Source organism: Nocardiopsis sp. NPDC006938, assembly GCF_042869555.1.
Classification (GTDB): Bacteria; Actinomycetota; Actinomycetes; order Streptosporangiales; family Streptosporangiaceae; genus Nocardiopsis.
Map to the genome: position 1 here is coordinate 193,133 of NZ_JBIAGA010000006.1, position 21,405 is coordinate 214,537.

A 21,405-nucleotide genomic window follows, 5' to 3' on the forward strand; every position below is an offset into this window, starting at 1 on the left:
GAGAAGAGGAACCACTGATGGCTGCAGCACCGCGGCGCGGCGCCGGTGGCGAGCGGCGTGATCGCCGTGACGATCGCCGCGGCGGCGCCGCAGACAAGGGTGTCTCCTACATCGAGAAGGTCGTGACCATCAACCGGGTCGCGAAGGTCGTCAAGGGCGGCCGTCGCTTCTCCTTCACCGCGCTCGTCGTCGTCGGTGACGGCAACGGCATGGTGGGTGTCGGTTACGGCAAGGCCAAGGAAGTTCCGGCCGCGATCGCCAAGGGCGTGGAGGCCGCGAAGAGGAACTTCTTCCGCGTCCCCCGCATCCAGGGCACCATCGTGCACCGGGTCCAGGGCGAGGAAGCCGCTGGCGTCGTCCTGCTCCGTCCGGCCGCCCCGGGTACCGGTGTGATCGCCGGTGGCCCCGTGCGCGCCGTCCTGGAGTGCGCCGGCATCCACGACGTCCTGAGCAAGTCGCTCGGTTCGTCCAACCCGCTGAACATCGTGCACGCCACGGTGGCGGCGCTCAAGGGTCTCAACCAGCCCGAGGAGATCGCGGCCCGCCGTGGTCTGCCGATCGAGGATGTGGCCCCGGCTGCCATGCTGCGCGCTCGCTCTGAGGCGAAGGCAGGAGCCTGATCATGGCCAAGATCAAGATCACGCAGACCCGCTCCAAGATCGGCGGCAAGGTGAAGCAGCACGCTGCTCTCCAGTCGCTGGGCCTGGGTCGGATCGGTAAGTCCACCGTCCGCGAGGACCGCCCTGAGGTTCGCGGGCAGATCACGATCGTCTCGCACCTCGTCACTGTCGAGGAGGTCGCAGAATGAGCGACTACAACCCCGACGAGCTGCTCAAGCTGCACCACCTGCGTCCCGCCCCGGGGAGCAACAAGGCCAAGATCCGCAAGGGTCGCGGCGAGGCTTCCAAGGGTAAGACCGCTGGTCGCGGTACCAAGGGCACCAAGGCTCGTAACACCGTTCGTCCCGGCTTCGAGGGTGGGCAGATGCCCCTCATCCGCCGGATTCCGAAGCTCAAGGGCTTCAGCAACGCCCGGTTCAAGACGACCTACCAGGTCGTCAACCTGGACAAGCTGAGCGAGCTCTACCCCGAGGGTGGCGAGGTCACCGTCGAGGGCCTGGTCGCCAAGGGCGCGGTTCGCAAGAACCAGCTCGTCAAGGTGCTGGGTACGGGTGAGATCACCGTCGCCGTGCAGGTGAGCGCCAACGCGTTCTCCGGCTCGGCGAAGGAGAAGATCACCGCTGCCGGTGGCACTGTCACCGAGCTGTAGGGGTTTCCCTACGATGCGTACTGGGGGCGCCCGCCCGGCAGGTCCGAAAGGTCCTGTTGGCGGGCGCCCTCACGTGTTGTGAGTGTTGATCGTTATGCCTCACGACACCTCGCGTCAGGTGATGACTGTTACAGTGCCATCTGTTTGAGCTCCCCGCTTGACGTAATGTGAGTACTTCCGAGCACCGGGCGACCAGCCCGGTGCTGACGTTCTACGACGATTCAGGATCGGCCGCGATGTCTGGAACCCGTTCCGCCGCCGAAGCCGCGCAGGAGGAGACGTGCTAGGTGCGTTCGTTCGTGCATTCCGCACGCCCGACCTGCGCAATAAGCTGCTGTTCACACTGTTCATCCTGACGCTGTTCCGGCTGGGTTCGGTGATTCCCGCACCGGGCATCGACTCGGCGGCGATCAGGGACCAGATGGACTTCATCACCGCGCAGGACCAGTCCGGTGTCTACGCGTTGGTGAACCTGTTCAGCGGCGGCGCGCTGCTTCAACTGGCGGTGTTCGCGCTCGGGGTCATGCCGTACATCACCGCGAGCATCATCATCAACCTCCTCACTGTGGTGATCCCCCGGTTGGAGGCCCTCAAGAAGGAGGGCCAGGCCGGGCAGAGCAAGATCACGCAGTACACCCGCTATCTCACCCTCATGCTCGCCGTGCTCCAGGCCACCTCCATCGTGGCCATGGCCCGCACGGGCGCCCTCTTCCAGAACTCGATCGACCCGTCGGTCTACATGCCCAACCAGGACATCCTCACCATGGTGACGATCGTCTTCGTGATGACCGCGGGTACCGCGATCATCATGTGGATGGGTGAGCTGATCACCGAGCGCGGTGTCGGCAACGGTATGTCGCTGCTGATCTTCACCCAGGTCATCGCGATGTTCCCCTCCTCGATCATGGGTCTGTACGAGGAGCGGTCGGTCTGGATCTTCATCATCATCTGCGTCGCCGGTCTGGCTCTGATCACCGCCGTGGTGTTCATGGAGCAGGCGCAGCGCCGCATCCCGGTGCAGTACGCGAAGCGCATGGTGGGTCGTCGCATGTACGGCGGCAGCTCGACCTACATCCCCCTGAAGGTCAACCAGGCGGGCATCATCCCCGTGATCTTCGCCTCCTCGCTGCTGTACCTCCCGCAGCTGGTCGTCGGTCTGATCGGGCAGGACTCCACCCATCCGGTGGCCCAGTTCTTCCAGACCTACTTCCTCACGGGCACTCACCCCGTCTACATGGCGACGTTCTTCGTCATGATCGTCGGCTTCGCGTTCTTCTACGTGGCCATCACGTTCAACCCCACTGAAGTCGCCGACAACATGAAGAAGTACGGTGGGTTCATCCCGGGTATCCGACCTGGGCGTCCGACCGCCGAGTACCTGGACTTCGTCCTGACTCGTCTGACGACCCCCGGATCGCTGTACCTGGGTGTGATCGCTCTCCTGCCCATGGTCGCTCTCGGCGCCACCGGTGCCGACATGAACTTCCCCTTCGGCGGGACGAGCATCCTGATCATGGTGGGTGTCGGGCTGGACACGGTGAAGCAGATCGAGAGTCACCTCCAGCAGAGGAACTACGAAGGTTTTCTGCGATAAATGCGTGCAGTATTGGTGGGGCCGCCTGGGGCCGGTAAGGGCACCCAGGCCCAGATCCTCGCGGAAGAGCTGTCGATCCCGAAGGTGTCCACCGGTGACATCTTCCGGGCCAACGTCAGCGGTGGTACGGAACTCGGCAAGAAGGCCAAGGAGTTCATGGACCGTGGTGACCTCGTCCCCGACGAGGTCACGAACGCCATGGTCAAGGACCGGCTGGCCCAGGGGGACGCGAAGGACGGTTTCCTGCTCGACGGGTTCCCCCGCAACGTCCCCCAGGCGGAGACGCTCAAGGGCATGCTGGCCGACCTCGGCACCGGGCTGGACGTCGTCCTGGAGCTGCGGGTCGACGAGGAGGAGGTCGTCAAGCGCCTCTCGGGCCGTCGTTCCTGCCCCGAGTGCGGCCGTGTGTACCACGTCGAGTACGACGCCCCCGAGGTGGCGGGCAAGTGTGACGTGGAGGGCGCGGAGCTGTACCAGCGCGAGGACGACCGCGAGGAGACCATCCGGCACCGGCTCAAGGTCTACCGCGAGCAGACCGCGCCGCTGGTCGAGTTCTACTCGGGTGAGGGCCTGCTGGCCACCATCGCCGCCACGGGCCCCGTGGCGGAGGTGACGGCTCGCGCGAAGGCCGCCATCGAGGAGAAGCGGTCGGGTCGCTGATGTCTCCCAGAGGCGACTCCGGTGTGCAGATCAAGACGCCGGAACAGATCGCGAAGATGCGGGCGGCGGGCCAGGTCGTGGCCCGCGCCCTGGACACCCTCCGGGCCGCTGTGCGGCCCGGAGTGTCCACCCTCGAACTCGACGCCGTGGCCGAGAAGGTCATCCGGGACGCCGGGGCCATCCCCTCCTTCAAGGGGTACCACGGCTTTCCCGGTTCGATCTGCGCCTCGGTGAACGAGGAGGTCGTGCACGGTATCCCGAGCGCCGAGCGCGTCCTGGCCGACGGCGACATCATCTCCATCGACTGCGGTGCCATCCTGGACGGCTGGCACGGCGACTCCGCGGTGACCATCGCGGTCGGCCAGGCCCGGCCCGAGGACCTCGCGATGATGGAGGTGTGCGAGGAGTCCATGTGGCGGGGGATCGCGCAGATGCGTCCGGGCGGCCGCCTGGGCGACATCGGGTTCGCGATCGGCGGCCACATCGCCGCCCACGGCTACGGCAACGTGCGCGAGTACGGCGGCCACGGTATCGGCACCCAGATGCACATGGACCCGCACGTGCTCAACTACGGCAAGAAGGGCCGTGGTCAGAAGCTCGTCGAGGGCATGTGCCTGGCGATCGAGCCGATGACCACGAGTGGTCGGCACGACGTGGAGGAGCTGGACGACGGCTGGACCGTCGTCACCCGCGACGGCGGCCGTTCCGCGCACTTCGAGCACACCGTCGCGATCACGGCGGACGGTCCGATGGTGCTGACCGCACGCGAGTCGAACCGCGATAAAATCACTCAGATGGGGCTCGTCCAGCCGACCTGGTGACGGCGGGCACGTCCCCGGACCCCTCCGGCCACCGGCCGGAGCGGCGGGGGCGGCGACCACCCACGAGAGGCGAGGTGCGCGCAGTGTCCGACCCGGTGCCGTCGATACGAACGTCCGACTCGGAGCGCGACCGCGTGGCGGGCCTGCTCCAGGAGCACTTCGCCCAGGGGCGGCTGGACCACGAGGAGTTCACCGAGCGCCTCAGCCAGGCGTACCGGTCCAGGACCGTGGAGGAGCTGGCCCTGGTGACCCGGGACCTGCCCGAGCGCGACCTGGCCGACGTGGGCCGCGCGCCGCTGGCGGACGCCGCTGTCCCACCGCTGCGGTTGCGCGACCCGGCGCTGATGGTGCCGTGGGTCCTCTACGGCGGGGTCAACGCCCTCTGCTTCTTCATCTGGATGATCCTCTTCTTCACGACCGGGGCCGACTACCCGTGGTTCCTGTGGGTCCTGGGCCCGTGGGGGATCATGATGTCCGTGGTGACCTTCGGTGTCCTCGCCGCCCAGCGCGGCCAGGGCGAGGACTGATCCGGAGCCGGGAACCGGGCCGGGAACGGAACGGCCCGCACACCTGTTCTGCCCGAGGGGCGGACGGTGTAGGGTTCTGTGCCCTTCGGTTAGGAGTACTTGCCCGGAGGGGATAGACTGTCAAAGCCCATACGCGGGCTGTTGGGTCAGTCTGCCTTCTTTGTGCCACGTCATTCCACTCGACGTACGCTCTCTCGCAGTTGGCCCGAGCTTCCAGTGTGTTCAGGCTCAAACGACCAGGATCTCTCCGGTCGTTCGGGCTCTCGTGTCATGCGAGGCCACTGGGGTCGCGTCGGGTTGTCATGATCAACCAATCGATGAGCGAGGCGTGGAGGACATGGCGAAGAAAGACGGCGCCATCGAGATCGAGGGTTCCGTTGTCGAGTCGCTACCCAACGCTATGTTCAAGGTAGAGCTCGACAACAAGCACACGGTCCTTGCCCACATCAGCGGCAAGATGCGGATGAACTACATCCGTATTCTCCCCGACGACCGCGTCGTCGTGGAGCTGAGCCCGTACGACCTCACGCGCGGGCGCATCGTTTACCGCTACAAGTAGCCCGTCAGGGGCCGCACGGCCCAAGACTGGTGATGTGATGAGTTCGGAGTCACCATGAAGGTCAAGCCGAGCGTGAAGAAGATCTGCGCGAAGTGCCGCGTGATCCGTCGTAACCGACGGATCATGGTCATTTGCTCGGACCCGCGTCACAAGCAGCGCCAGGGCTAACACCCCGGCTCGCTCGCCGCGGCTTCCGCACAGCGAGGACCCGGTAGGGAGAACAGCTCCCCGCCGGGCACGTGAAACAACGAATACCTGTTCCGATCTCCCGCCGTCCAGGACGCGCGGGGGAGAACCCCCGGTCGGAGGCCGGGGCCTCGTCGATTGGGCGACGAGAGGAGGGAACGGGTCAGACCTCCGCATATGCATGGATGGAGTCTCGCCCACATGGCACGTATTGCCGGCGTTGACCTCCCCCGCGACAAGCGGGTGGAGATCGCTCTCACGTACGTTTTCGGGGTTGGCCGCACGCGCGCCCTCGAAACCCTGAAGAACACCGGTGTCGACGGGAACACCCGCGTCTACCAGCTGTCCGAAGAGGACCTGGTCAAGCTGCGCGAGTGGATCGACGCCAACTACCAGGTCGAGGGTGACCTGCGTCGCGAGGTCCAGGCCGACATCCGTCGCAAGATGGAGATCGGCAGCTACCAGGGCATTCGCCACCGTCGTGGCCTTCCGGTCCGCGGTCAGCGCACGCAGACCAACGCCCGCACCCGCAAGGGCAAGAAGAAGACCGTGGCCGGCAAGAAGAAGGCCGGCAAGAAGTAGTCCGCCTCGGACCTGTCAACCGCGTCCGAGAAGATACACACGGACCGATGATCTCTGGGAGTTTCGCTCATGCCGCCTAAGGGCCGTCAGGGTGCCGCGCGCAAGGTGCGCCGCAAGGAAAAGAAGAACATCGCCCACGGGCACGCTCACATCAAGAGCACGTTCAACAACACGATCGTGAGCATCACCGACCCGACCGGTGCGGTGATCGCCTGGGCCAGCTCGGGTCAGGTCGGCTTCAAGGGGTCGCGTAAGTCCACCCCCTACGCCGCGCAGATGGCCGCCGAGGCCGCGGCCCGCCGTGCCCAGGAGCACGGCGTCCGCAAGGTCGACGTCTTCGTGAAGGGCCCGGGTTCCGGCCGGGAGACCGCCATCCGTTCGCTCCAGGCGACCGGCCTCGAGGTGGGCTCCATCCAGGACGTCACCCCGGTTCCGCACAACGGCTGCCGTCCGCCGAAGCGCCGCCGCGTCTGATCGGCACCGGTGCCCGCGCCTCCTACCGCGCGGGCACCCCGCGGTGCGGTCCGCCGCCGCTCCCTGTGGGGAAGCGGCGCGGACCGGGTAGGAATCCGAACAGGGGACGCCACCGCTTCCGGTGGTGTCCGTCCGGTGGCCGTCAAATAGCGGGCGGCCATGTGGAAGGGAAGTCACGGACCATGTTGATCGCACAGCGTCCCACGCTCACCGAGGAAGTCGTCTCGGACCTGCGTTCGAGGTTTGTCATCGAGCCGCTGGAGCCGGGTTTCGGCTACACGATCGGTAACTCTCTCCGACGTACGCTGCTGTCCTCCATCCCCGGTGCGGCTGTCACCAGCATCCGCATCGAGGGCGTCGAGCACGAGTTCACCACCGTGCCCGGGGTCAAGGAGGACGTCACCGAGATGATCCTCAACCTCAAGGGTCTGGTCGTCAGCTCCGAGCACGACGAGCCGGTGCTGATGTACCTGCGCAAGCAGGGCCCCGGTGTGGTGACCGCCGCGGACATCGCTCCGCCGGCCGGTGTCGAGGTGCACAACCCCGACCTGCACATCGCCACGCTGAACGGCAAGGGCAAGCTGGAGATGGAGCTGACGGTCGAGCGCGGCCGCGGTTACGTCTCGGCGACGCAGAACAAGCAGCAGGGGCAGGAGATCGGTCGCATCCCGATCGACTCCATCTACTCGCCGGTGCTGCGTGTGACCTACAAGGTCGAGGCCACCCGAGTCGAGCAGCGCACCGACTTCGACCGCCTGATCGTCGACATCGAGACCAAGCCGGCCATCCGTCCGCGTGACGCCGTGGCCAGCGCGGGCAAGACCCTGGTCGAGTTGTTCGGTCTGGCGCGTGAGCTCAACGTCGACGCCGAGGGCATCGACATGGGCCCGTCGCCCACGGACGCCGCGCTCGCGGCGGACCTGGCGCTGCCGATCGAGGACCTCAACCTCACGGTCCGGTCCTACAACTGCCTCAAGCGTGAGGGCATCCACAGCGTTGGTGAGCTGGTTGCCCGCTCCGAGCAGGACCTGTTGGACATCCGCAACTTCGGTGCCAAGTCCATCGATGAGGTCAAGCAGAAGCTCATCGACATGGGCCTGTCCCTGAAGGACTCCCCGCCCGGATTCGACCCCAGCACCGCGGCCGACTCCTACGGCTCCGAGGACGACGAGGGTGAGTCCTTCGTCGAGACGGAGCAGTACTAACCTTCGTCGCCCCAAGGTCCCCGGCCGAGTGCGGCCGTGGACCGCATCACTAGGAGAACGACACCATGCCCACGCCTACCAAGGGCGCCCGTCTGGGTTCCGGGCCCGCTCACGAGCGGCACATCCTGGCGAACCTCGCCACCTCGCTGTTCCAGCACGGCCGTATCCGCACCACGGAGGCCAAGGCCAAGCGCCTGCGTCCGTACGCCGAGAAGCTCATCACGCTGGGCAAGCGCGGTGACCTGCACGCCCGCCGTCAGGTGCTGACCAAGATCACGGACAAGTCCGTGGTGCACGAGCTCTTCACCGAGATCGGCCCGCGCTACGAGAACCGTCCCGGTGGCTACACCCGTATCACCAAGATCGGTCCGCGCAAGGGCGACAACGCCCCGATGGCCGTCATCGAGCTGGTCGAGGCGCTGAACGCTCCCGCCGCTCCGGCCGCCGCTCCCGTCGAGGAGACCGCCACGGCCGAGGACACCGCCACGGAGGCCCCCGAGGCCACCGAGGAGAGCTCCGAGAGCAAGTAGGGCTGCCGTGCGCAGGGCCAAGGGGCCCGCGTACCAGGCTCGCCGAGTGCCCGACCCTCGCGGGGGTCGGGCACTTCTCTTTTCACGGGGTCACCCGGGGTCGCCGCGGCGACCCCGGGGTGGCCGGGGCGCGTCCACGGGGGTGCGCCCGGATGCGGGGTGGGGATGGACGAGAACGAGACGACCACCGTCCGGCTGCGATTGGACATCGCCTACGACGGCACGGACTTCTCCGGGTGGGCGGCCCAGCCGACCCGGCGAACGGTCCAGGGTGAACTGGAGTCCGCGCTGGCGAAGGTGCTGCGGCTGCCGTCGGCCTCGGTGACGTGCGCCGGGCGCACCGACGCGGGTGTGCACGCGCGCGGTCAGGTGGCGCAGGTGGACGTGCCGCTGGCGACCTGGGAGGCCGAGGGGGAGCGGGTGCTGCGCAGGCTCGCCGGCGTGCTGCCCGGGGACGTGCGGGTCAACGGTGTCCGGGTGGCGCCGCCGGGGTTCGACGCGCGCTTCTCGCCCCTGTTCCGCAGGTACGTCTACCGGATCAGCGACGCCCCCTACGGGGTGGAGCCGCTGCGCCGCCGCGACGTGCTCTGGCACCGGCACCCGGTGGACGTCGACCGGATGAACGAGGCCGCCGCGCTGCTGCTCGGTGAGCACGACTTCGCCGCCTTCTGCAAGAAGCGTGAGGGCGCCACCACCATCCGGGAACTGCTGCGTCTGGAGTGGGTGCGGGAGGACGAGCACCTGATCGCCGGGACGATCCAGGCCGACGCGTTCTGCCACAACATGGTGCGCGCGCTCGTGGGCGCGCTCGTGACGGTGGGGGACGGGCGGCGCGGTGTCGACTGGCCGGGTCGGGTCCTGGGCGCCGCCGTGCGCGACTCGTCGGTCCAGGTGGTGGGCCCCCAGGGGTTGAGCCTGGAGGAGGTGCGCTACCCGGCGGACGAGGAGCTGGCGGGCCGGGCGAGCCTCACCCGGCGGGTCCGCGAACTGCCCTGCAAGGGCCACGCGGAGTAGTCCGCCGAAGCGGAACGGCGCCGCCCCCGACCACGAACCGTGGACCGGGGGCGGCGCCGTTCGCGTGCGCGGCGGCCGTCATCAGGCGCGGTCGTCGGCCAGCGCCTGGTGGACGTTCTCGATGAACCCGTCGCCGATGTCGCGCAGCTCGGTGGCGTCGGAGCCGTCCTCGGTCTCCTCGTCGCTGCCGTCGCTGTTGGCGGACAGGGAGAAGAGGAGGTAGCGGCCCCACTGGCCGCTGCTGCCGTGGCCGCCGGAGTAGCCCAGGCGCTCGGCGGGGGTGCCCTCCTCGCCGGGCAGGCCCGCGAACCACTCGGCGCCGACCAGGTCCTGCGCGCCCAGGGCCGTCTCGGCCTCGGAGTCGCTGGGCATGGCGGCGATCCCGACCGTGACCGCCCGGTTCTGGTCCTCGCTCAGGTACGAGGCGCGCACCAGCTGTCGGCAGTCGTTGTCGGCCAGGACCGTGCCGTAGTCGCCGTGGGTACCGGTGGCGCAGTCCTCGGTGTCGTCGACGGCCACGCGGCTGAACGTGCCCTGGCCCTCGATCTCGATCTCCTCGGGGAAGAGTCCGTCGGGCGCCAGGGACCCGGAGTCGGCGTCCTCGTCGGCGACCGGAGAGCCGGAGCCGCCGGAACCGAACCCGAAGTAGAAGGCGCCGCCGCCCGCGATGGCGAGCAGGGCGACGAAGCCCGCGCCCAGGAGGATGAGCTGGCTCCGGGGGCGCCTGCGCGGGGCCCGGTCGTCGTAGTCGTCGTAATCGTCGTAGTCGTCGTACTCGTCACGCACGCTCTGGACGTCGAACTGGGCCGTGTCGGCTCCGGCGTCCTCGGGCACCTCGTCCCGGTAGAGCGGCCGGGCGTTGCCCGCGGGCGCGGCGGGGACGGCGCGCAGGTTCTGGGTCGCGCCCATGGCGTCGGGCGGGAAGACCGGTTCCTCGGCGGGCCGGGGCGGCTCGGTTGGCGCCGCCGGGTAGGAGGGCGCTCCGTGCGGGGGCATGCCGGGGGCGCCCGGACCGCCGTGCGGCTGGGGACCGGGGCCGCCGGGGAGTGTCCCGGGGCCGCCGGGCGGCAGCGCGTTCGGCGGGGGAGGGATCGGGCCGCGCATCGACGGCTGACCGCCGGTGGGCATGGCCTGGGGGCCGCCGGGCGGCACCTGGGCGCCGCTCCCGGGATGGCCGGGAGGAGGACCGGCCTGGCCCGGGTGCGGACCGGTCGGCGGCTGGGGCGGGCGGCCCTGGGTGAGCGGAGGCGGCGGGGCGCCCTGCCCGGGGTGGGGCCGGGGCGCTCCGGGGGGAAGCGTCTGCCCGGGATGCGGCTGTCCCGGTCGGGGCTGCCCGGGAGGGGTCGGCCCGGGCGCCTGCGGTCCGGTGCCCGGCAGGCCGGGCACCGGTGCGGGTCCCTGGGGGCCGCCCGGGGGAACGGCGCCCTGCGGCACTCCGGGCGCCGCGTTGGGCCCGCTCTGAGTGAGATGTCCCATTCCGGGGTGGCCGCCGGTGGGTCCGCCCGGCGCTCCGGGCGGGAGGCCGCCACGGGGCGGCCCGACGTGCGTCTGCGGAGCCTGCGGGCCGCTCGGCCCGGCGTGCGGCGGGAACTGGGGACCGCTGTGCGCACCGGGAACACCCTGTGGCGCCGTAGCGCCCCGGGGCGGCTGCGGGAACTGGCCGTGCGGGGGGAGGCCCGGCGCGGGCGGGGGCGCCTGCGGGCCGCTCGGCCCGGCGTGCGGCGGGAACTGCGGCCCGGAGGGGGCCGCGGCGGGTGTGGCGTGCGGCCACTGCGGTCCGGATGTGGAATGCTGGCCCTCGGGCTGGGAGGGCGCCCCGAGCAGGTCCCGACCGTCGCCTGCCTCCGGCTGGAGAGGTCGTCCGTCTGGGCCGTACTGAGGCGGGTTCGGATGGGTGCTGATGGGAGTCTCCGAAGGCTCTGAGGGTGGGACTGGGCCGCGGTTCGCCGGGCCCCTGGCCTGTGTCCGCGTTGTGGCTTCCGTACTGCGTCAGCGGACGTTCGGCGATCGTGACGGGCGTCTCCAAGGTGCGGGTCGCCGCCCGTGGTACCGGGCGGATACCGGCCTTTTGGTGCAAGGGTAACCAACGCGCGGGCGAGAGCAGGACGAAGCACTCCCGGCGACAGGCATAATAAAAGGCGGAGAGGTCACGGATGTGAACCCGTCCCGGCGCTTTCCCGCCAGACGTATCCCATCGGTCGGCCCTACGCGCTCTTTGACCTGCGTTAGGGTGGACAGGTAGGATATTTCGTCGTTGTGCGTTGAGTTGCCGTGGGCCCCAAACTCCCGAAGCTGGGTGCCGATCCACGCACCATCGTCTGCGCACTCACGACCGGGTCGTCCTGATTGGACATGGGACATCCGGCCACGTAACAGCCCCGCACCCGCGGCGGCTGTTCGGCCCCGCACCCGTAGGGGTGTTCCGTAATACGAGTCCACCATCCCGTTCGGGATGGGGCAGCCGACTGGAAGAGCGAAGGCGAACGATCGTGCGCACATACAGCCCCAAACCAAACGATGTCCAGCGTCAGTGGCACGTTGTCGACGCTACCGATCTCGTGCTCGGGCGTATGGCGAGCCAGGTCGCCACGCTGCTTCGGGGCAAGCACAAGCCCTACTACGCGCCCCACATCGACACCGGCGACTTCGTCATCGTCGTGAACGCCGAGAAGGTCGCGCTGACCGGTAAGAAGCTGGACCAGAAGCGTGCCTACCGGCACTCCGGTTACCCCGGCGGTCTGCGTTCGATCGCGTACGCCGACCTGCTGGAGAAGAACCCCGAGCGGGCCATCGAGAAGGCCGTCAAGGGCATGCTCCCCAAGGGCTCCCTCGGCCGTCAGATGGGCAAGAAGCTCAAGGTGTACGCCGGTGCGGAGCACCCGCACCAGGCCCAGCAGCCGGTTCCGTTCGAAATGAAGAAGATCGAGCAGCCCGCCTAGGCGTTCGCAGACTTTCACAGGAAGCACGAGGATAACCGTGGCCGAGCCCACCGGCATCGAAGCCGTCGAGCAGGAAATCGCCGAGAACCCGGAGGAGTTCCCCTCCGAGTACACGAGCGAGTCGGACGAGACGACCGCCGCCTACGTTCCCACCGCCTCCGGCCCCAGCGCCGGTACCGGTCGTCGTAAGCAGGCCGTCGCCCGCGTCCGCATCGCCCCCGGTACGGGCGAGTGGAAGATCAACGGCAAGCCGCTTGACGTCTACTTCCCGGACAAGGTTCACCAGCAGACCGTCAAGGACCCCTTCGTCTCCCTCGGATTCGACGGCGCCTACGACGTCTCCGCCCGTCTGGACGGCGGCGGCACCAGCGGCCAGGCCGGAGCCCTGCGTCACGGCATCGCCCGTGCCCTGGCCTCCCTGGACGCCGAGAACAACCGCCCCACCCTGAAGAAGGCCGGCTTCCTCACCCGTGACGACCGCGAGGTCGAGCGGAAGAAGGCCGGTCTCAAGAAGGCGCGCAAGGCTCCGCAGTTCTCCAAGCGCTAATGCTCATGCGCCGGCTTCCGCTCGGCTGAGCTTTCGCCCGTACGCCGTTCCCTCTGTCGGGAACGGCGTGCGGGCTCGCTGTTTTTTCGGTGGCTTTCTCCGCCACGCTGAACTTCACCGGTGCCGGCTCTCTCCGGCACCGCTTTCGAAAGGGGCTGTCGCCTGTGGCTCGGCTGTTCGGAACCGACGGCGTACGCGGTCTCGCGGGACGCGACCTGACCGCTTCTCTCACCCTGGAACTGTCCATCGCCGCGGCGCGGGTGCTGACGCGCGCCGCCGACGGGGGGCGGCGTCCGCTCGCGGTGGTCGGCCGCGATCCCCGGGCGTCCGGAGAGTTCCTGGAGGCCGCGGTCGTCGCGGGTCTGGCCAGCACCGGCGTGGACGTCGTCAGGGTCGGCGTGCTGCCGACCCCGGCCGTCGCCTACCTCACCGGGACCCTGGGCGCCGACTTCGGCGTCATGCTCTCGGCGAGCCACAACCCGGCTCCGGACAACGGCATCAAGTTCTTCGCGCGGGGCGGCCAGAAGCTGGAGGACGCCCTGGAGGAGGAGATCGAGGGCATGCTCGGCGTGCCGTCGACCCCCGCCGTGGGCGACGCGGTCGGCCGGGTCACCGAGTCCCACGACGGAGCCGAGCTGTACACCCGGCACGTGCTGGACTCGCTCCCGCACCGCCTGGACGGGCTCAAGGTCGTCATGGACTGCGCCCACGGCGCCGCCAGCACGGTCGCGCCCGAGGCGCTGCGCCGGGCGGGCGCCGAGGTCATCGCGATCGGCGACCGGCCGGACGGCCACAACATCAACCAGGGCTGCGGTTCCACCAGCCTCGGCGCGCTCCAGGAGGCGGTGCGGCTGCACGGCGCGGACGCCGGTATCGCCAACGACGGCGACGCCGACCGCTGCCTGGCGGTGGACTCCGAGGGCAACGTGGTGGACGGGGACCAGATCCTCGCGATCCTGGCCACGGAGGCCAAGGAGGCCGGGCGCCTGGCGAAGGACACCCTCGTGGTGACGGTCATGTCCAACCTCGGTCTGAAGCTGGCGATGGCGCGTGAGGGCGTCACCGTGGTGGAGACGGCGGTGGGCGACCGCTACGTGCTGGAGGAGATGAAGCGCGCCGGGTTCGGGCTGGGCGGCGAGCAGTCCGGCCACGTGATCCTGCTGGACCACGCCACCACCGGCGACGGCCTGTTGACGGGGCTGCACCTGCTGGCCGCGATGGCACACCGGGGCCAGGGCCTGGCCGAGCTGGCCAAGGTGATGACCCGCCTCCCGCAGGTGCTCATCAACGTCGCGGACGTGGACCGGTCGCGGGCGGCGGAGTCCGAGGAGCTGGCCGCCGCCGTCAGCGCGGCCGAGGCCGAGCTGGGCGAGACCGGCCGGGTGCTGATCCGGCCCAGCGGGACCGAGCCGAAGGTCCGCGTGATGGTGGAGGCCCCCGAGCAGGAGCAGGCCACGGCGGTGGCCGAGCGCCTCGCCGCCGTGGTGCGCTCCGCCCTCGGCTAGGGAGACGTTTCGACGAGCGCGCGCATCCGGGCACACCGTGGCCCGGGTGCGCGTTTCGTGTGTGTGCGGTGTGGTGGGGCGGGCCGCTCCCTAGGGTCGGACGACCGGGGCCCCGCGGCCCTCGGACGACGGAGTGGAGCGGGCATGGCGGCGGCGGACGGGCGGCACGGGCACCCCCTGACCATCGGTGTGGACATCGGCGGGACCAAGGTCGCCGCCGGGGTGGTCACACCGGGCGGGAGGGTGCTGGCGCGGCTGCGGACACAGACTCCCGACCGGAGCAGGAACGCGTCGGTGGTGGAGGACACGATCGTGGCGGTCGTGTCCGAGCTGCGGCGCGAGTACCGGGTGCGGGCCGTGGGCGTGGGCGCGGCCGGGTTCGTGGACGAGCGCCGCTCCCGGGTGTTGTTCGCCCCGCACCTGTCGTGGCGTGAGGAGCCGCTCCGGGACGCGCTGTCGGTGCGCCTGGGGCTGCCGGTGGTGGTGGAGAACGACGCGAACGCCTCGGCCTGGGCGGAGGTGCGCGCGGGGGCCGCGCGCGGCGTGGACGACGTCGTGGTGGTGAACCTGGGGACGGGGATCGGGGGCGCGGTCGTCCTGGGCGGGGAGTTGCGGCGCGGCCGCTACGGGATCGCGGGCGAGTTCGGTCACATGACGGTGGTGCCGGGCGGGCACCGTTGCGAGTGCGGGAACCGGGGCTGCTGGGAGCAGTACGCCAGCGGTAACGCGCTCACCCGGGAGGCGCGGGAGCTGGTCGCGGCCGGGTCTCCGGTGGCCGAGGCACTGCGACAGGCGGTGGGCGGGGACCCGGCGCTGATCACCGGTCCGCTGGTGAGCGAGTTGGCTCTCAAGGGGGACCGTGCCTGCAGGGAGCTCCTGGAGGAGGCGGGCGGTTGGCTCGGGGTGGGGTTGGCCAACCTGGCGGCCGCCTTCGACCCGGAGCTGTTCGTGATCGGCGGTGGCGTGTCCGAGGTGGGCGAGCTGTTGCTCGGCCCGGCCCGGAGCGCGTTCGCCAGGGGGTTGACCGGCCGGGGCTACCGGCCGGAGGCCCGTGTGGTGGCCGCCGCCCTGGGCAACCAGGCGGGGCTGGTGGGCGCCGCCGACCTCGCGCGGGAGGCCCTGCCGAGGGGGAGGAGACGGCGCAGGCAGCCGCGTCTGGGCAGGGCCCGGTGGTGAGTCAGTGCCGGGGTGTGAGCGCCCGCACGTCGACGTCGATGGGGAAGGGCACGTCCAGCGTGAGCCGCTCCCGGGCGATGGTGGTCGGAACGTAGCGGGGGTCGCGGCCCCCGTCGAGCTCGTACACGTGGATCGCGGGTTCCGTCTCCTCTGGTTCGATCCGCCAGAAGTGCGGGATTCCGGCTGCCGCGTACTTCATCGGTTTGGTGGTGCGGTCCCGCTCCCGCGACTCCGGGGAGACGATCTCGATCGCGATGAGCACGTCCTCGGGCGGGACGTGGGTGGCCTGGTACCAGTCGAGGTGGTCGTCCTTCCCCTCCTCGAACTCGTGGACGAGGAGGTCGGGCTCTGGGCGCTGGTACCTGCCCAGCTTCATCGTCATCCGCGCGATGACGTCGACGTTCTTCGGCGCCGCCTCCTCCAGAGCGTTGGCCAGGTGGCGCATGACGTGCGAGTGAAAGCGGGTCTGGGGGGACAGCAAGACGAGCGCTCCGTCGATGAGTTCCATCCGGGGTGCTCCCGGGGGAAGTCGGTCCATGTCATCAGCGGTCCAGCCCCCGGGCGGGGTGAGGAACCAGTCGGGGAGCGGCTCGGCCATCGCGTCCTCCTGGGTCGATTCCCGGGGCCACCCTGGTGTCGCTGTTCTTCGCATGACAGGAAGGTAGCGCTAAGTGACGACAGAAGAGCGTGCCTTCCTCATACCCGCTCCACTGGGGTTCCAAGGGCACTGGTCAGAGGCGTTACCCATGATTAACCGAACCCGGTTCTAGTGCGCGGGTCACATTCTCTGTAGAGTGCGGCCATGGATCTCAACGGAATCTCCGCCCTCGTCTCGGGCGGCGCGAGTGGCCTCGGTGAGGCCACCGCCAGGGAACTCGCCTCCGCCGGTGCCACCGTCGTCGTCGCCGACCTCAACGCCGAGCGCGGCGAGGCGGTCGCCAAGGAGATCGGTGGCGTCTTCGTCTCCACCGACGTCTCCCAGGAGGACCAGGTCAAGGCCGCCGTTCAGGCCGCCGTCGACACCGGCAAGCCCTTCCGCGTCGCGGTCTCCTGCGCCGGGATCGGCTGGGCGACCCGCACGGTGGACCGGAACGGCAACCCCCACGACCTGGACAGCTACCAGAAGGTCATCCAGGTCAACCTCATCGGCACCTTCAACGTGCTGCGTCTGTCGGCGGCCGAGATCGCCAAGACCGAACCGGTCAACGAGGACGGCGAGCGCGGCTCCATCCTCAACACCGCCTCCCTCGCGGGCATCGAAGGTCAGATCGGTCAGATCGCCTACTCCTCCTCCAAGGGCGGCGTGATCGGCATGACCCTCCCGGCGGCGCGCGACCTCGCGGCCATCGGCGTCACCGTGAACACCATCGCCCCCGGCATCCTGGAGACCCCCATCTACGGCGACGGCCCGGGGTCGGAGGAGTTCAAGCAGCGCCTCGCCGCCCCGGTCCCCTTCCCCAAGCGCCTGGGCACCGCCGCCGAGTTCGGCAAGCTGGCCCGGACCCTGCTGGAGGTCAGCTACGTCAACGGCGAGGTCGTCCGGATCGACGGCGGCCTCCGCATGCCCCCGAAGTAGGAGGACACCGTGTCCGACGAGGTTCTCTACACGGCTGAGGACGGCGTCGCCGTCATCACCATCAACCGTCCCAAGGCGAAGAACGCCGTGAACGCGGCGGTCGCGACGCTCATCGCCCAGGCCCTGGACGACGTGGACGCCCGCAAGGACGTGCACGTCGCCATCATCACCGGCGCGGGCGGGACCTTCTGCGCCGGGATGGACCTCAAGGCCTTCATGAAGGGCGAGGTCCCGGTGGTCGAGGGGCGCGGGTTCGGCGGTTTCGCCGAGCGCGGCCCGAAGAAGCCCCTGATCGCGGCGGTCGAGGGGTACGCCCTCGCGGGCGGGTTCGAGGCGGTGCTCGCCTGCGACCTGGTCGTGGCGGCCGACGACGCGCGGTTCGGCATCCCCGAGGTGAAGCGCGGCCTGGTGGCGGGGGCCGGGGGTCTGCTGCGCCTCCATCACCGCATCCCGCGCAACATCGCGATGGAGTTCGCCCTGACCGGCGACTTCGTCGGGGCGCGGCGCCTGGCCGAGCTGGGCCTGGTCAACCAGCTCACCGAGAGCGGCGGCGCCCTGGACGGGGCGCGGGCCCTGGCCGCCCGCATCACGCCCAACGGTCCGCTGGCGCTGAAGGTCTCCAAGGAGATCATCCAGGCCTCGGACGACTGGTCCGGCGACCAGATGTGGGAGCGGCAGAACGAGCTGGCGGGTCCGGTGTTCGTCAGCCAGGACGCCATGGAGGGGGCGATCGCCTTCGCCGAGAAGCGCGCTCCGGTCTGGAAGGGCGAGTAGCGCCCACCCGGCCCCGACGGCGGCCGTCCCAGCCGGGGCGGCCGCCGTCGGCGTCGCCCGGCGGTGAACCCACCACGTGTTCCCGAGTGGTCACTCTCCGTGTGTAGCCTGGTGTTCCCTTCCGAGCGCCAAGGAGACGGCCGCGTGACCCTCATTCCCACTCGGAGCCGCCCCGCCACCCGGGTCGGGGCGCCCACGATCCTGGCGGTGGCCGACTCCTCGGAGCGGGTCGGCCTCACCGTCGCCATGCTCGACCGGCTCTCCGGGGCCGGTACCACCGTCGGACTCGCCGTCGCCCGCACCGACCGGACCCCCTCCCCGGCGCGCATCCGCGACGAGACCGAGGGCAGCCGCCAGGCGGGCCTGCGGGTGCCGGTGCTCACCGCGCGGCAAGTCCGTGCCCTGGTCCGGCGCCACCGCCCCGACGTCGTGCTGCTCAACTGTTCCGGGCCGCTGGTGGAGACGCTCTCCTGCTCCCTGAGGTCCGTCGTGCGCCGGTACCGCCCGGTGGTGGTCTCCGCGCTCCCCGGCCTGTCCCTGCCCGCCTCGGAGGGGGAGTGGCTGCACCGCTCCCGGGTCGACCTGCTCGTGGCGCACAGTCGGCGCGAGGTCGCCGCCTACACCGACCTGGGCGAGCGGCTGGGCGTGCGGGGCGAGGTGGGGCTGGGCAGTCTTCCGCTGGGCCGTCCGGACGCGGACCGGGCCGCGCGGCGCGACCGTGTCGTGTACGCGGCCCACCCGGGGGCGCCGGACACCGAGCGGGGGCGCCGCGACGTGCTGCTGGCCCTGACCGAGCTTGCCGAGGACCGCCCCGACCTGGAGGTCGTGGTCCATCTGGGCCGCGAACCGGGCGACCGCCTCCCGTTCGTGGAGACCTGGCGGTCGCTGGTCCGGGCCGAACTCGTGGAGGACCACGTCCTGGTGTTCCGCTCCGGCCGTCTGTCCGACCAGCTGGACCGGGCGCGCGGCCTGGCCGCGGTCGGGTCCACGGCGGTGATGGAGGCCCTCGCGCACCGGGTGCCCACCCTCGTCCTCACCGACTTCGGGGTGGGCCCGGGCCAGGGCAACACGGTCTTCGAGGACAGCGGTCTGCTCGGCACCCTGGCCGACGTGAGGGCCACCCGCTTCCGGCGGCCCGGCCGGGAGTGGGGCGAGCAGAACCACTTCCACCCGCCCGAACTCGACGACTGGGTGGACCGCCTGCGCGGCCTCCACCTGCGCCGCCTGCGGGGCGAGCTCGGCTGACGGCTTCGGTTCGGGCGCTCAGGAACTCCCGTCGTGCTCCCGCGCCGCCTCCGCGGCCTCCTCCGGGGACAGGGCGGCCTCGGCCAGCGTGAGCTCCGCCTCGGGCGCCCGGCCCGCCGCCTCCAGAAGGTACGGCTCCATGACCGCGGCCAGCGACTGCGAGAACGAGTACGAGAAGTGGTTGGTGTCGTAGTACACCAGCTGGTTCCCGATCACCCCGTGGCAGACGTCGTCCTGGCACAGGTAGCCCGTCATGTCCAGGAACCGGGTGTTGGCCGGGACGTCGTCCAGCTCCAGGTAGGGGGCCCGTTCGGCCATCGAGTGCGACGCGGGTTCGGAGCACTCCGAGCGGTGGTTGCGGTCGGTGCAGTCGGGGACGCGGAAGGAGAACCGGGGTGTGTCGCGCACCGCGACGACGTCGATCCCCCGTGCGTCCAGCTGGCGCCAGCGCTCCACGAACCCCTCGGGGACGTGCTCCTCGGGGCCGCTGCGCACGCTGGTGAGCGAGGCCAGGGTGAAGACGGTGTCCGGCTCCAGCTCGTCCAGGGCGGCCATGACGCCGTCGTTCCACTGGGCGCACTCGGTGAAGACCTCGCCCCGGTACCGCTGTTCTCCGGAACTGAACTGGCAGGCGTTCTTGGTCATCGTGACCAGCCGCCACCCGTGCTGGTCGGCGAGGGTCTCCAGCGCCTGGAACCAGTGCCGCACGTGGGAGCTGCCGACGAGGGCGATCGTGTAGTCGGAGCGCGGGTCGCCGAACTCGCAGGTGACCACCTCGGTCTGGTCGATCAGGGCGTTGCACGCGCGGGTCTGGTCGATGGTGTCGCGGGCGACCGTGGTCGTGTCCGGGTAGACGGGCAGGGCGGGCAGGTTCCTGGCCAGGTCCTGGTCGAGGTGGACCGCCGCCCCCGGATAGGCGAGCGGGTTCGAGCTGAGTTCCGTACGCAGCTGCCGGTCGCGTTCGATCGACTGCGCCCACAGGGAGCCCGCGACCAGTACCGGGACCACGAAGAGCACCCCGGCGGCCAGGGACCACGCCGGGGTGCGCAGCCGTCGTGTCGCCCGGCTGACGCCGCCGTCCACCATCCAGCTGGTGGCCAGGGCCGCCGCGAAGGACACGCCCAGGACCAGCAGGCCTCCGCCGGGGGTGGGGCGCTCCAGGCCGGTCAGCTCCAGGTGCAGGACCAGCACCGGCCAGTGCCACAGGAACAGGGTGTAGGCGTGGCCGCCCAGCCAGGTCAGCGGGCGCGCGCCCAACAGGCGGTTGGCGGACAGCCTGCCGTTGGCGGCCGTGCCCGCGCCCGCCAGGATGATCAGCAGCGCGGCCAGGGTGGGCCACAGGGAGGCGTACCCCGGGTAGGGCAGGGCGTCGCCGATCACGAGACCGCACAGCACCAGCGCGGCCAGGCCGGCCCACCCCGCGACGGTACGCGCCCAACCCGGCAGGTCCACCCGGTGGACGAACAGGGCGAGGACGCCGCCCAGGGCCAGCTCCCACAGGCGGGCCCCGGTGTCGAAGTAGGCCCACACCGGCGCGGTCGCGGTGATCCACAGCGAGTAGCCGAACGAGACGGCGAACACCGCGCCCACGGCCACCGCCGCGCCCCGGCGCGCCGACCGGCCCAGCCGGACGGCGAGCAGCGCGGCCCCGCAGACCAGGAGCGGCCACAGCAGGTAGAACTGCCCCTGCACCGCCAGGGACCAGAAGTGTTGGACGGGGCTGGCCGCGGAGTTCTCCGCCATGTAGTCGACGGAGCCCAGCGCCAGGTGCCAGTTCCCGTAGTAGAGCGCCGCGGCCCACACGTCGTCGATGACGGTGGTCCACTGGGAGCGGGGGAAGTACGCGTACGCCATCAGCAGGACGGCGCCGAGCACCACCGCCCCGGCGGGGAAGAGCCGCTTCACCAGCTTGGTCCAGAAGGCGGCGAGGTCGACGCGGCCGTCGCGCTCCATCGCCCTGACCAGGGACCCCGTGATGAGGAATCCGGTGAGGAGCAGGAAGACGTCGACACCGCCGGAGACCGTGCCGAACCAGATGTGGTAGACGGCGATCAGCAGGGCGGCGACGGCGCGCAGCCCTTCGATGTCGGGGCGGCGACGGCTCCCCGTGGCGGTCACGCGGGTCGTGACGGCGTCGGGGGCGCGATTCAGGGCGGGAACGGACACGGGTCTGCCTCGGGCTCGAAGGAGGGCAGGGGTCAGCCGGGCCGTCGGAGTGACGG

At 70.3% G+C, this 21,405-nt stretch carries 24 protein-coding genes; 21 read left to right on the forward strand and 3 right to left on the reverse strand.

Going from position 1 to position 21,405, the window contains the following annotated elements; translation table 11 throughout:
* Positions 1 to 17 precede the first annotated feature (17 nt).
* The 14 genes from rpsE (at position 18) to truA (ending at position 9,421) form a co-directional block, all read left to right on the forward strand.
* Positions 18 to 620 (forward strand): 30S ribosomal protein S5, encoded by a 603-nt coding sequence (gene rpsE, locus ACFYL4_RS12210; RefSeq protein ID WP_017542992.1) that lies wholly within the window; start codon positions 18 to 20, stop codon positions 618 to 620.
* Between the two features lie 2 nt (positions 621 to 622).
* Complete coding sequence (rpmD, locus tag ACFYL4_RS12215; protein ID WP_017542991.1) at positions 623 to 808, forward strand: 50S ribosomal protein L30; 186 nt, start codon at positions 623 to 625, stop codon at positions 806 to 808.
* Positions 805 to 1,269, forward strand: coding sequence for a 50S ribosomal protein L15 (rplO, locus tag ACFYL4_RS12220; protein ID WP_017542990.1), 465 nt, complete (start codon positions 805 to 807; stop codon positions 1,267 to 1,269). Before rpmD ends, rplO begins: the two co-directional genes overlap by 4 nt.
* A 280-nt stretch (positions 1,270 to 1,549) precedes the next feature.
* A complete protein-coding gene (secY, locus tag ACFYL4_RS12225) occupies positions 1,550 to 2,863 on the forward strand; it encodes a preprotein translocase subunit SecY (protein ID WP_357760542.1) in 1,314 nt (437 codons plus the stop codon).
* Complete coding sequence (locus tag ACFYL4_RS12230) at positions 2,864 to 3,523, forward strand: adenylate kinase (RefSeq protein ID WP_357760545.1); 660 nt, start codon at positions 2,864 to 2,866, stop codon at positions 3,521 to 3,523. It begins immediately after the preceding gene.
* Positions 3,523 to 4,344: a type I methionyl aminopeptidase gene (gene map / locus ACFYL4_RS12235; protein WP_357760547.1), complete on the forward strand. Its 822-nt coding sequence runs from the start codon at positions 3,523 to 3,525 to the stop codon at positions 4,342 to 4,344. The genes ACFYL4_RS12230 and map overlap by 1 nt, the downstream gene beginning before the upstream one ends.
* Before the next feature lie 83 nt (positions 4,345 to 4,427).
* Positions 4,428 to 4,871, forward strand: a complete 444-nt coding sequence (locus ACFYL4_RS12240; RefSeq protein ID WP_357760550.1) for a DUF1707 domain-containing protein — start codon at positions 4,428 to 4,430, stop codon at positions 4,869 to 4,871.
* A gap of 337 nt (positions 4,872 to 5,208) precedes the next feature.
* A complete protein-coding gene (gene infA / locus ACFYL4_RS12245; RefSeq protein WP_017578623.1) occupies positions 5,209 to 5,430 on the forward strand; it encodes a translation initiation factor IF-1 in 222 nt (73 codons plus the stop codon).
* Between the two features lie 54 nt (positions 5,431 to 5,484).
* Entirely contained in the window at positions 5,485 to 5,598 is a 114-nt protein-coding gene (gene rpmJ, locus ACFYL4_RS12250; RefSeq protein WP_082206327.1) for a 50S ribosomal protein L36, read from the forward strand.
* A gap of 219 nt (positions 5,599 to 5,817) precedes the next feature.
* Entirely contained in the window at positions 5,818 to 6,198 is a 381-nt protein-coding gene (gene rpsM, locus ACFYL4_RS12255) for a 30S ribosomal protein S13 (protein WP_017542983.1), read from the forward strand.
* A 69-nt stretch (positions 6,199 to 6,267) separates the two neighbouring features.
* Positions 6,268 to 6,672 (forward strand): 30S ribosomal protein S11, encoded by a 405-nt coding sequence (rpsK, locus tag ACFYL4_RS12260; RefSeq protein ID WP_017542982.1) that lies wholly within the window; start codon positions 6,268 to 6,270, stop codon positions 6,670 to 6,672.
* A 182-nt stretch (positions 6,673 to 6,854) separates the two neighbouring features.
* Positions 6,855 to 7,877 (forward strand): DNA-directed RNA polymerase subunit alpha, encoded by a 1,023-nt coding sequence (locus ACFYL4_RS12265; RefSeq protein WP_017542981.1) that lies wholly within the window; start codon positions 6,855 to 6,857, stop codon positions 7,875 to 7,877.
* 65 nt (positions 7,878 to 7,942) lie between these two features.
* Complete coding sequence (gene rplQ / locus ACFYL4_RS12270; RefSeq protein WP_357760558.1) at positions 7,943 to 8,407, forward strand: 50S ribosomal protein L17; 465 nt, start codon at positions 7,943 to 7,945, stop codon at positions 8,405 to 8,407.
* Between the two features lie 165 nt (positions 8,408 to 8,572).
* Positions 8,573 to 9,421 (forward strand): tRNA pseudouridine(38-40) synthase TruA, encoded by an 849-nt coding sequence (gene truA / locus ACFYL4_RS12275; RefSeq protein WP_387518283.1) that lies wholly within the window; start codon positions 8,573 to 8,575, stop codon positions 9,419 to 9,421.
* Positions 9,422 to 9,502: 81 nt separating this feature from the next.
* Here truA and ACFYL4_RS12280 read toward each other — a convergent pair whose 3' ends face one another.
* Positions 9,503 to 10,897 carry a hypothetical protein gene (locus tag ACFYL4_RS12280; RefSeq protein ID WP_387518284.1) on the reverse strand — a complete coding sequence of 465 codons (1,395 nt, stop codon included), beginning with the start codon at positions 10,895 to 10,897 and terminating at the stop codon, positions 9,503 to 9,505.
* Between the two features lie 1,013 nt (positions 10,898 to 11,910).
* On the opposite strand from ACFYL4_RS12280, the gene rplM reads away from it, so the two are divergent.
* The 4 genes from rplM (at position 11,911) to ACFYL4_RS12300 (ending at position 15,588) form a co-directional block, all read left to right on the forward strand.
* A complete protein-coding gene (gene rplM, locus ACFYL4_RS12285; protein WP_357760567.1) occupies positions 11,911 to 12,360 on the forward strand; it encodes a 50S ribosomal protein L13 in 450 nt (149 codons plus the stop codon).
* 37 nt (positions 12,361 to 12,397) lie between these two features.
* Entirely contained in the window at positions 12,398 to 12,907 is a 510-nt protein-coding gene (gene rpsI / locus ACFYL4_RS12290) for a 30S ribosomal protein S9 (protein ID WP_357760570.1), read from the forward strand.
* A 164-nt stretch (positions 12,908 to 13,071) separates the two neighbouring features.
* Positions 13,072 to 14,412, forward strand: coding sequence for a phosphoglucosamine mutase (gene glmM / locus ACFYL4_RS12295; protein ID WP_357760573.1), 1,341 nt, complete (start codon positions 13,072 to 13,074; stop codon positions 14,410 to 14,412).
* Between the two features lie 144 nt (positions 14,413 to 14,556).
* Positions 14,557 to 15,588, forward strand: a complete 1,032-nt coding sequence (locus ACFYL4_RS12300; RefSeq protein WP_387518285.1) for an ROK family glucokinase — start codon at positions 14,557 to 14,559, stop codon at positions 15,586 to 15,588.
* Position 15,589: 1 nt separating this feature from the next.
* Here the strand turns inward: ACFYL4_RS12300 and ACFYL4_RS12305 are convergent, their stop codons facing one another.
* Complete coding sequence (locus tag ACFYL4_RS12305) at positions 15,590 to 16,186, reverse strand: Uma2 family endonuclease (protein WP_387518286.1); 597 nt, start codon at positions 16,184 to 16,186, stop codon at positions 15,590 to 15,592.
* A 204-nt stretch (positions 16,187 to 16,390) separates the two neighbouring features.
* Here ACFYL4_RS12305 and ACFYL4_RS12310 point away from each other — a divergent pair, with 204 nt between their 5' ends.
* From ACFYL4_RS12310 to ACFYL4_RS12320, 3 genes are all read left to right on the forward strand, one after another.
* Positions 16,391 to 17,164, forward strand: coding sequence for an SDR family NAD(P)-dependent oxidoreductase (locus tag ACFYL4_RS12310; protein ID WP_357760582.1), 774 nt, complete (start codon positions 16,391 to 16,393; stop codon positions 17,162 to 17,164).
* 9 nt (positions 17,165 to 17,173) lie between these two features.
* Positions 17,174 to 17,938, forward strand: a complete 765-nt coding sequence (locus ACFYL4_RS12315; protein ID WP_387518287.1) for a crotonase/enoyl-CoA hydratase family protein — start codon at positions 17,174 to 17,176, stop codon at positions 17,936 to 17,938.
* A 144-nt stretch (positions 17,939 to 18,082) separates the two neighbouring features.
* The gene (locus tag ACFYL4_RS12320) at positions 18,083 to 19,183 is read left to right on the forward strand and encodes a DUF6716 putative glycosyltransferase (RefSeq protein ID WP_387518288.1); all 1,101 of its coding nucleotides are present in this window, start codon (positions 18,083 to 18,085) and stop codon (positions 19,181 to 19,183) included.
* Positions 19,184 to 19,201: 18 nt separating this feature from the next.
* Here the strand turns inward: ACFYL4_RS12320 and ACFYL4_RS12325 are convergent, their stop codons facing one another.
* Complete coding sequence (locus tag ACFYL4_RS12325) at positions 19,202 to 21,349, reverse strand: acyltransferase family protein (RefSeq protein WP_387518289.1); 2,148 nt, start codon at positions 21,347 to 21,349, stop codon at positions 19,202 to 19,204.
* Between the last annotated feature and the right edge of the window lie 56 nt (positions 21,350 to 21,405).

Bases quoted from the DNA above. Each gene is read 5' to 3' on its own strand.
- rpsE (WP_017542992.1), top strand. From the start codon at position 18: ATGGCTGCAGCACCGCGGCGCGGCGCCGGTGGCGAGCGGCGTGATCGC.
- rpmD (WP_017542991.1), top strand. From the start codon at position 623: ATGGCCAAGATCAAGATCACGCAGACCCGCTCCAAGATCGGCGGCAAG.
- rplO (WP_017542990.1), top strand. From the start codon at position 805: ATGAGCGACTACAACCCCGACGAGCTGCTCAAGCTGCACCACCTGCGT.
- ACFYL4_RS12230 (WP_357760545.1), top strand. From the start codon at position 2,864: ATGCGTGCAGTATTGGTGGGGCCGCCTGGGGCCGGTAAGGGCACCCAG.
- map (WP_357760547.1), top strand. From the start codon at position 3,523: ATGTCTCCCAGAGGCGACTCCGGTGTGCAGATCAAGACGCCGGAACAG.
- infA (WP_017578623.1), top strand. From the start codon at position 5,209: ATGGCGAAGAAAGACGGCGCCATCGAGATCGAGGGTTCCGTTGTCGAG.
- rpmJ (WP_082206327.1), top strand. From the start codon at position 5,485: ATGAAGGTCAAGCCGAGCGTGAAGAAGATCTGCGCGAAGTGCCGCGTG.
- rpsM (WP_017542983.1), top strand. From the start codon at position 5,818: ATGGCACGTATTGCCGGCGTTGACCTCCCCCGCGACAAGCGGGTGGAG.
- rpsK (WP_017542982.1), top strand. From the start codon at position 6,268: ATGCCGCCTAAGGGCCGTCAGGGTGCCGCGCGCAAGGTGCGCCGCAAG.
- ACFYL4_RS12265 (WP_017542981.1), top strand. From the start codon at position 6,855: ATGTTGATCGCACAGCGTCCCACGCTCACCGAGGAAGTCGTCTCGGAC.
- rplQ (WP_357760558.1), top strand. From the start codon at position 7,943: ATGCCCACGCCTACCAAGGGCGCCCGTCTGGGTTCCGGGCCCGCTCAC.
- truA (WP_387518283.1), top strand. From the start codon at position 8,573: ATGGACGAGAACGAGACGACCACCGTCCGGCTGCGATTGGACATCGCC.
- ACFYL4_RS12280 (WP_387518284.1), bottom strand. From the start codon at position 10,897: ATGGGACATCTCACTCAGAGCGGGCCCAACGCGGCGCCCGGAGTGCCG.
- ACFYL4_RS12300 (WP_387518285.1), top strand. From the start codon at position 14,557: ATGGCGGCGGCGGACGGGCGGCACGGGCACCCCCTGACCATCGGTGTG.
- ACFYL4_RS12305 (WP_387518286.1), bottom strand. From the start codon at position 16,186: ATGGCCGAGCCGCTCCCCGACTGGTTCCTCACCCCGCCCGGGGGCTGG.
- ACFYL4_RS12310 (WP_357760582.1), top strand. From the start codon at position 16,391: ATGGATCTCAACGGAATCTCCGCCCTCGTCTCGGGCGGCGCGAGTGGC.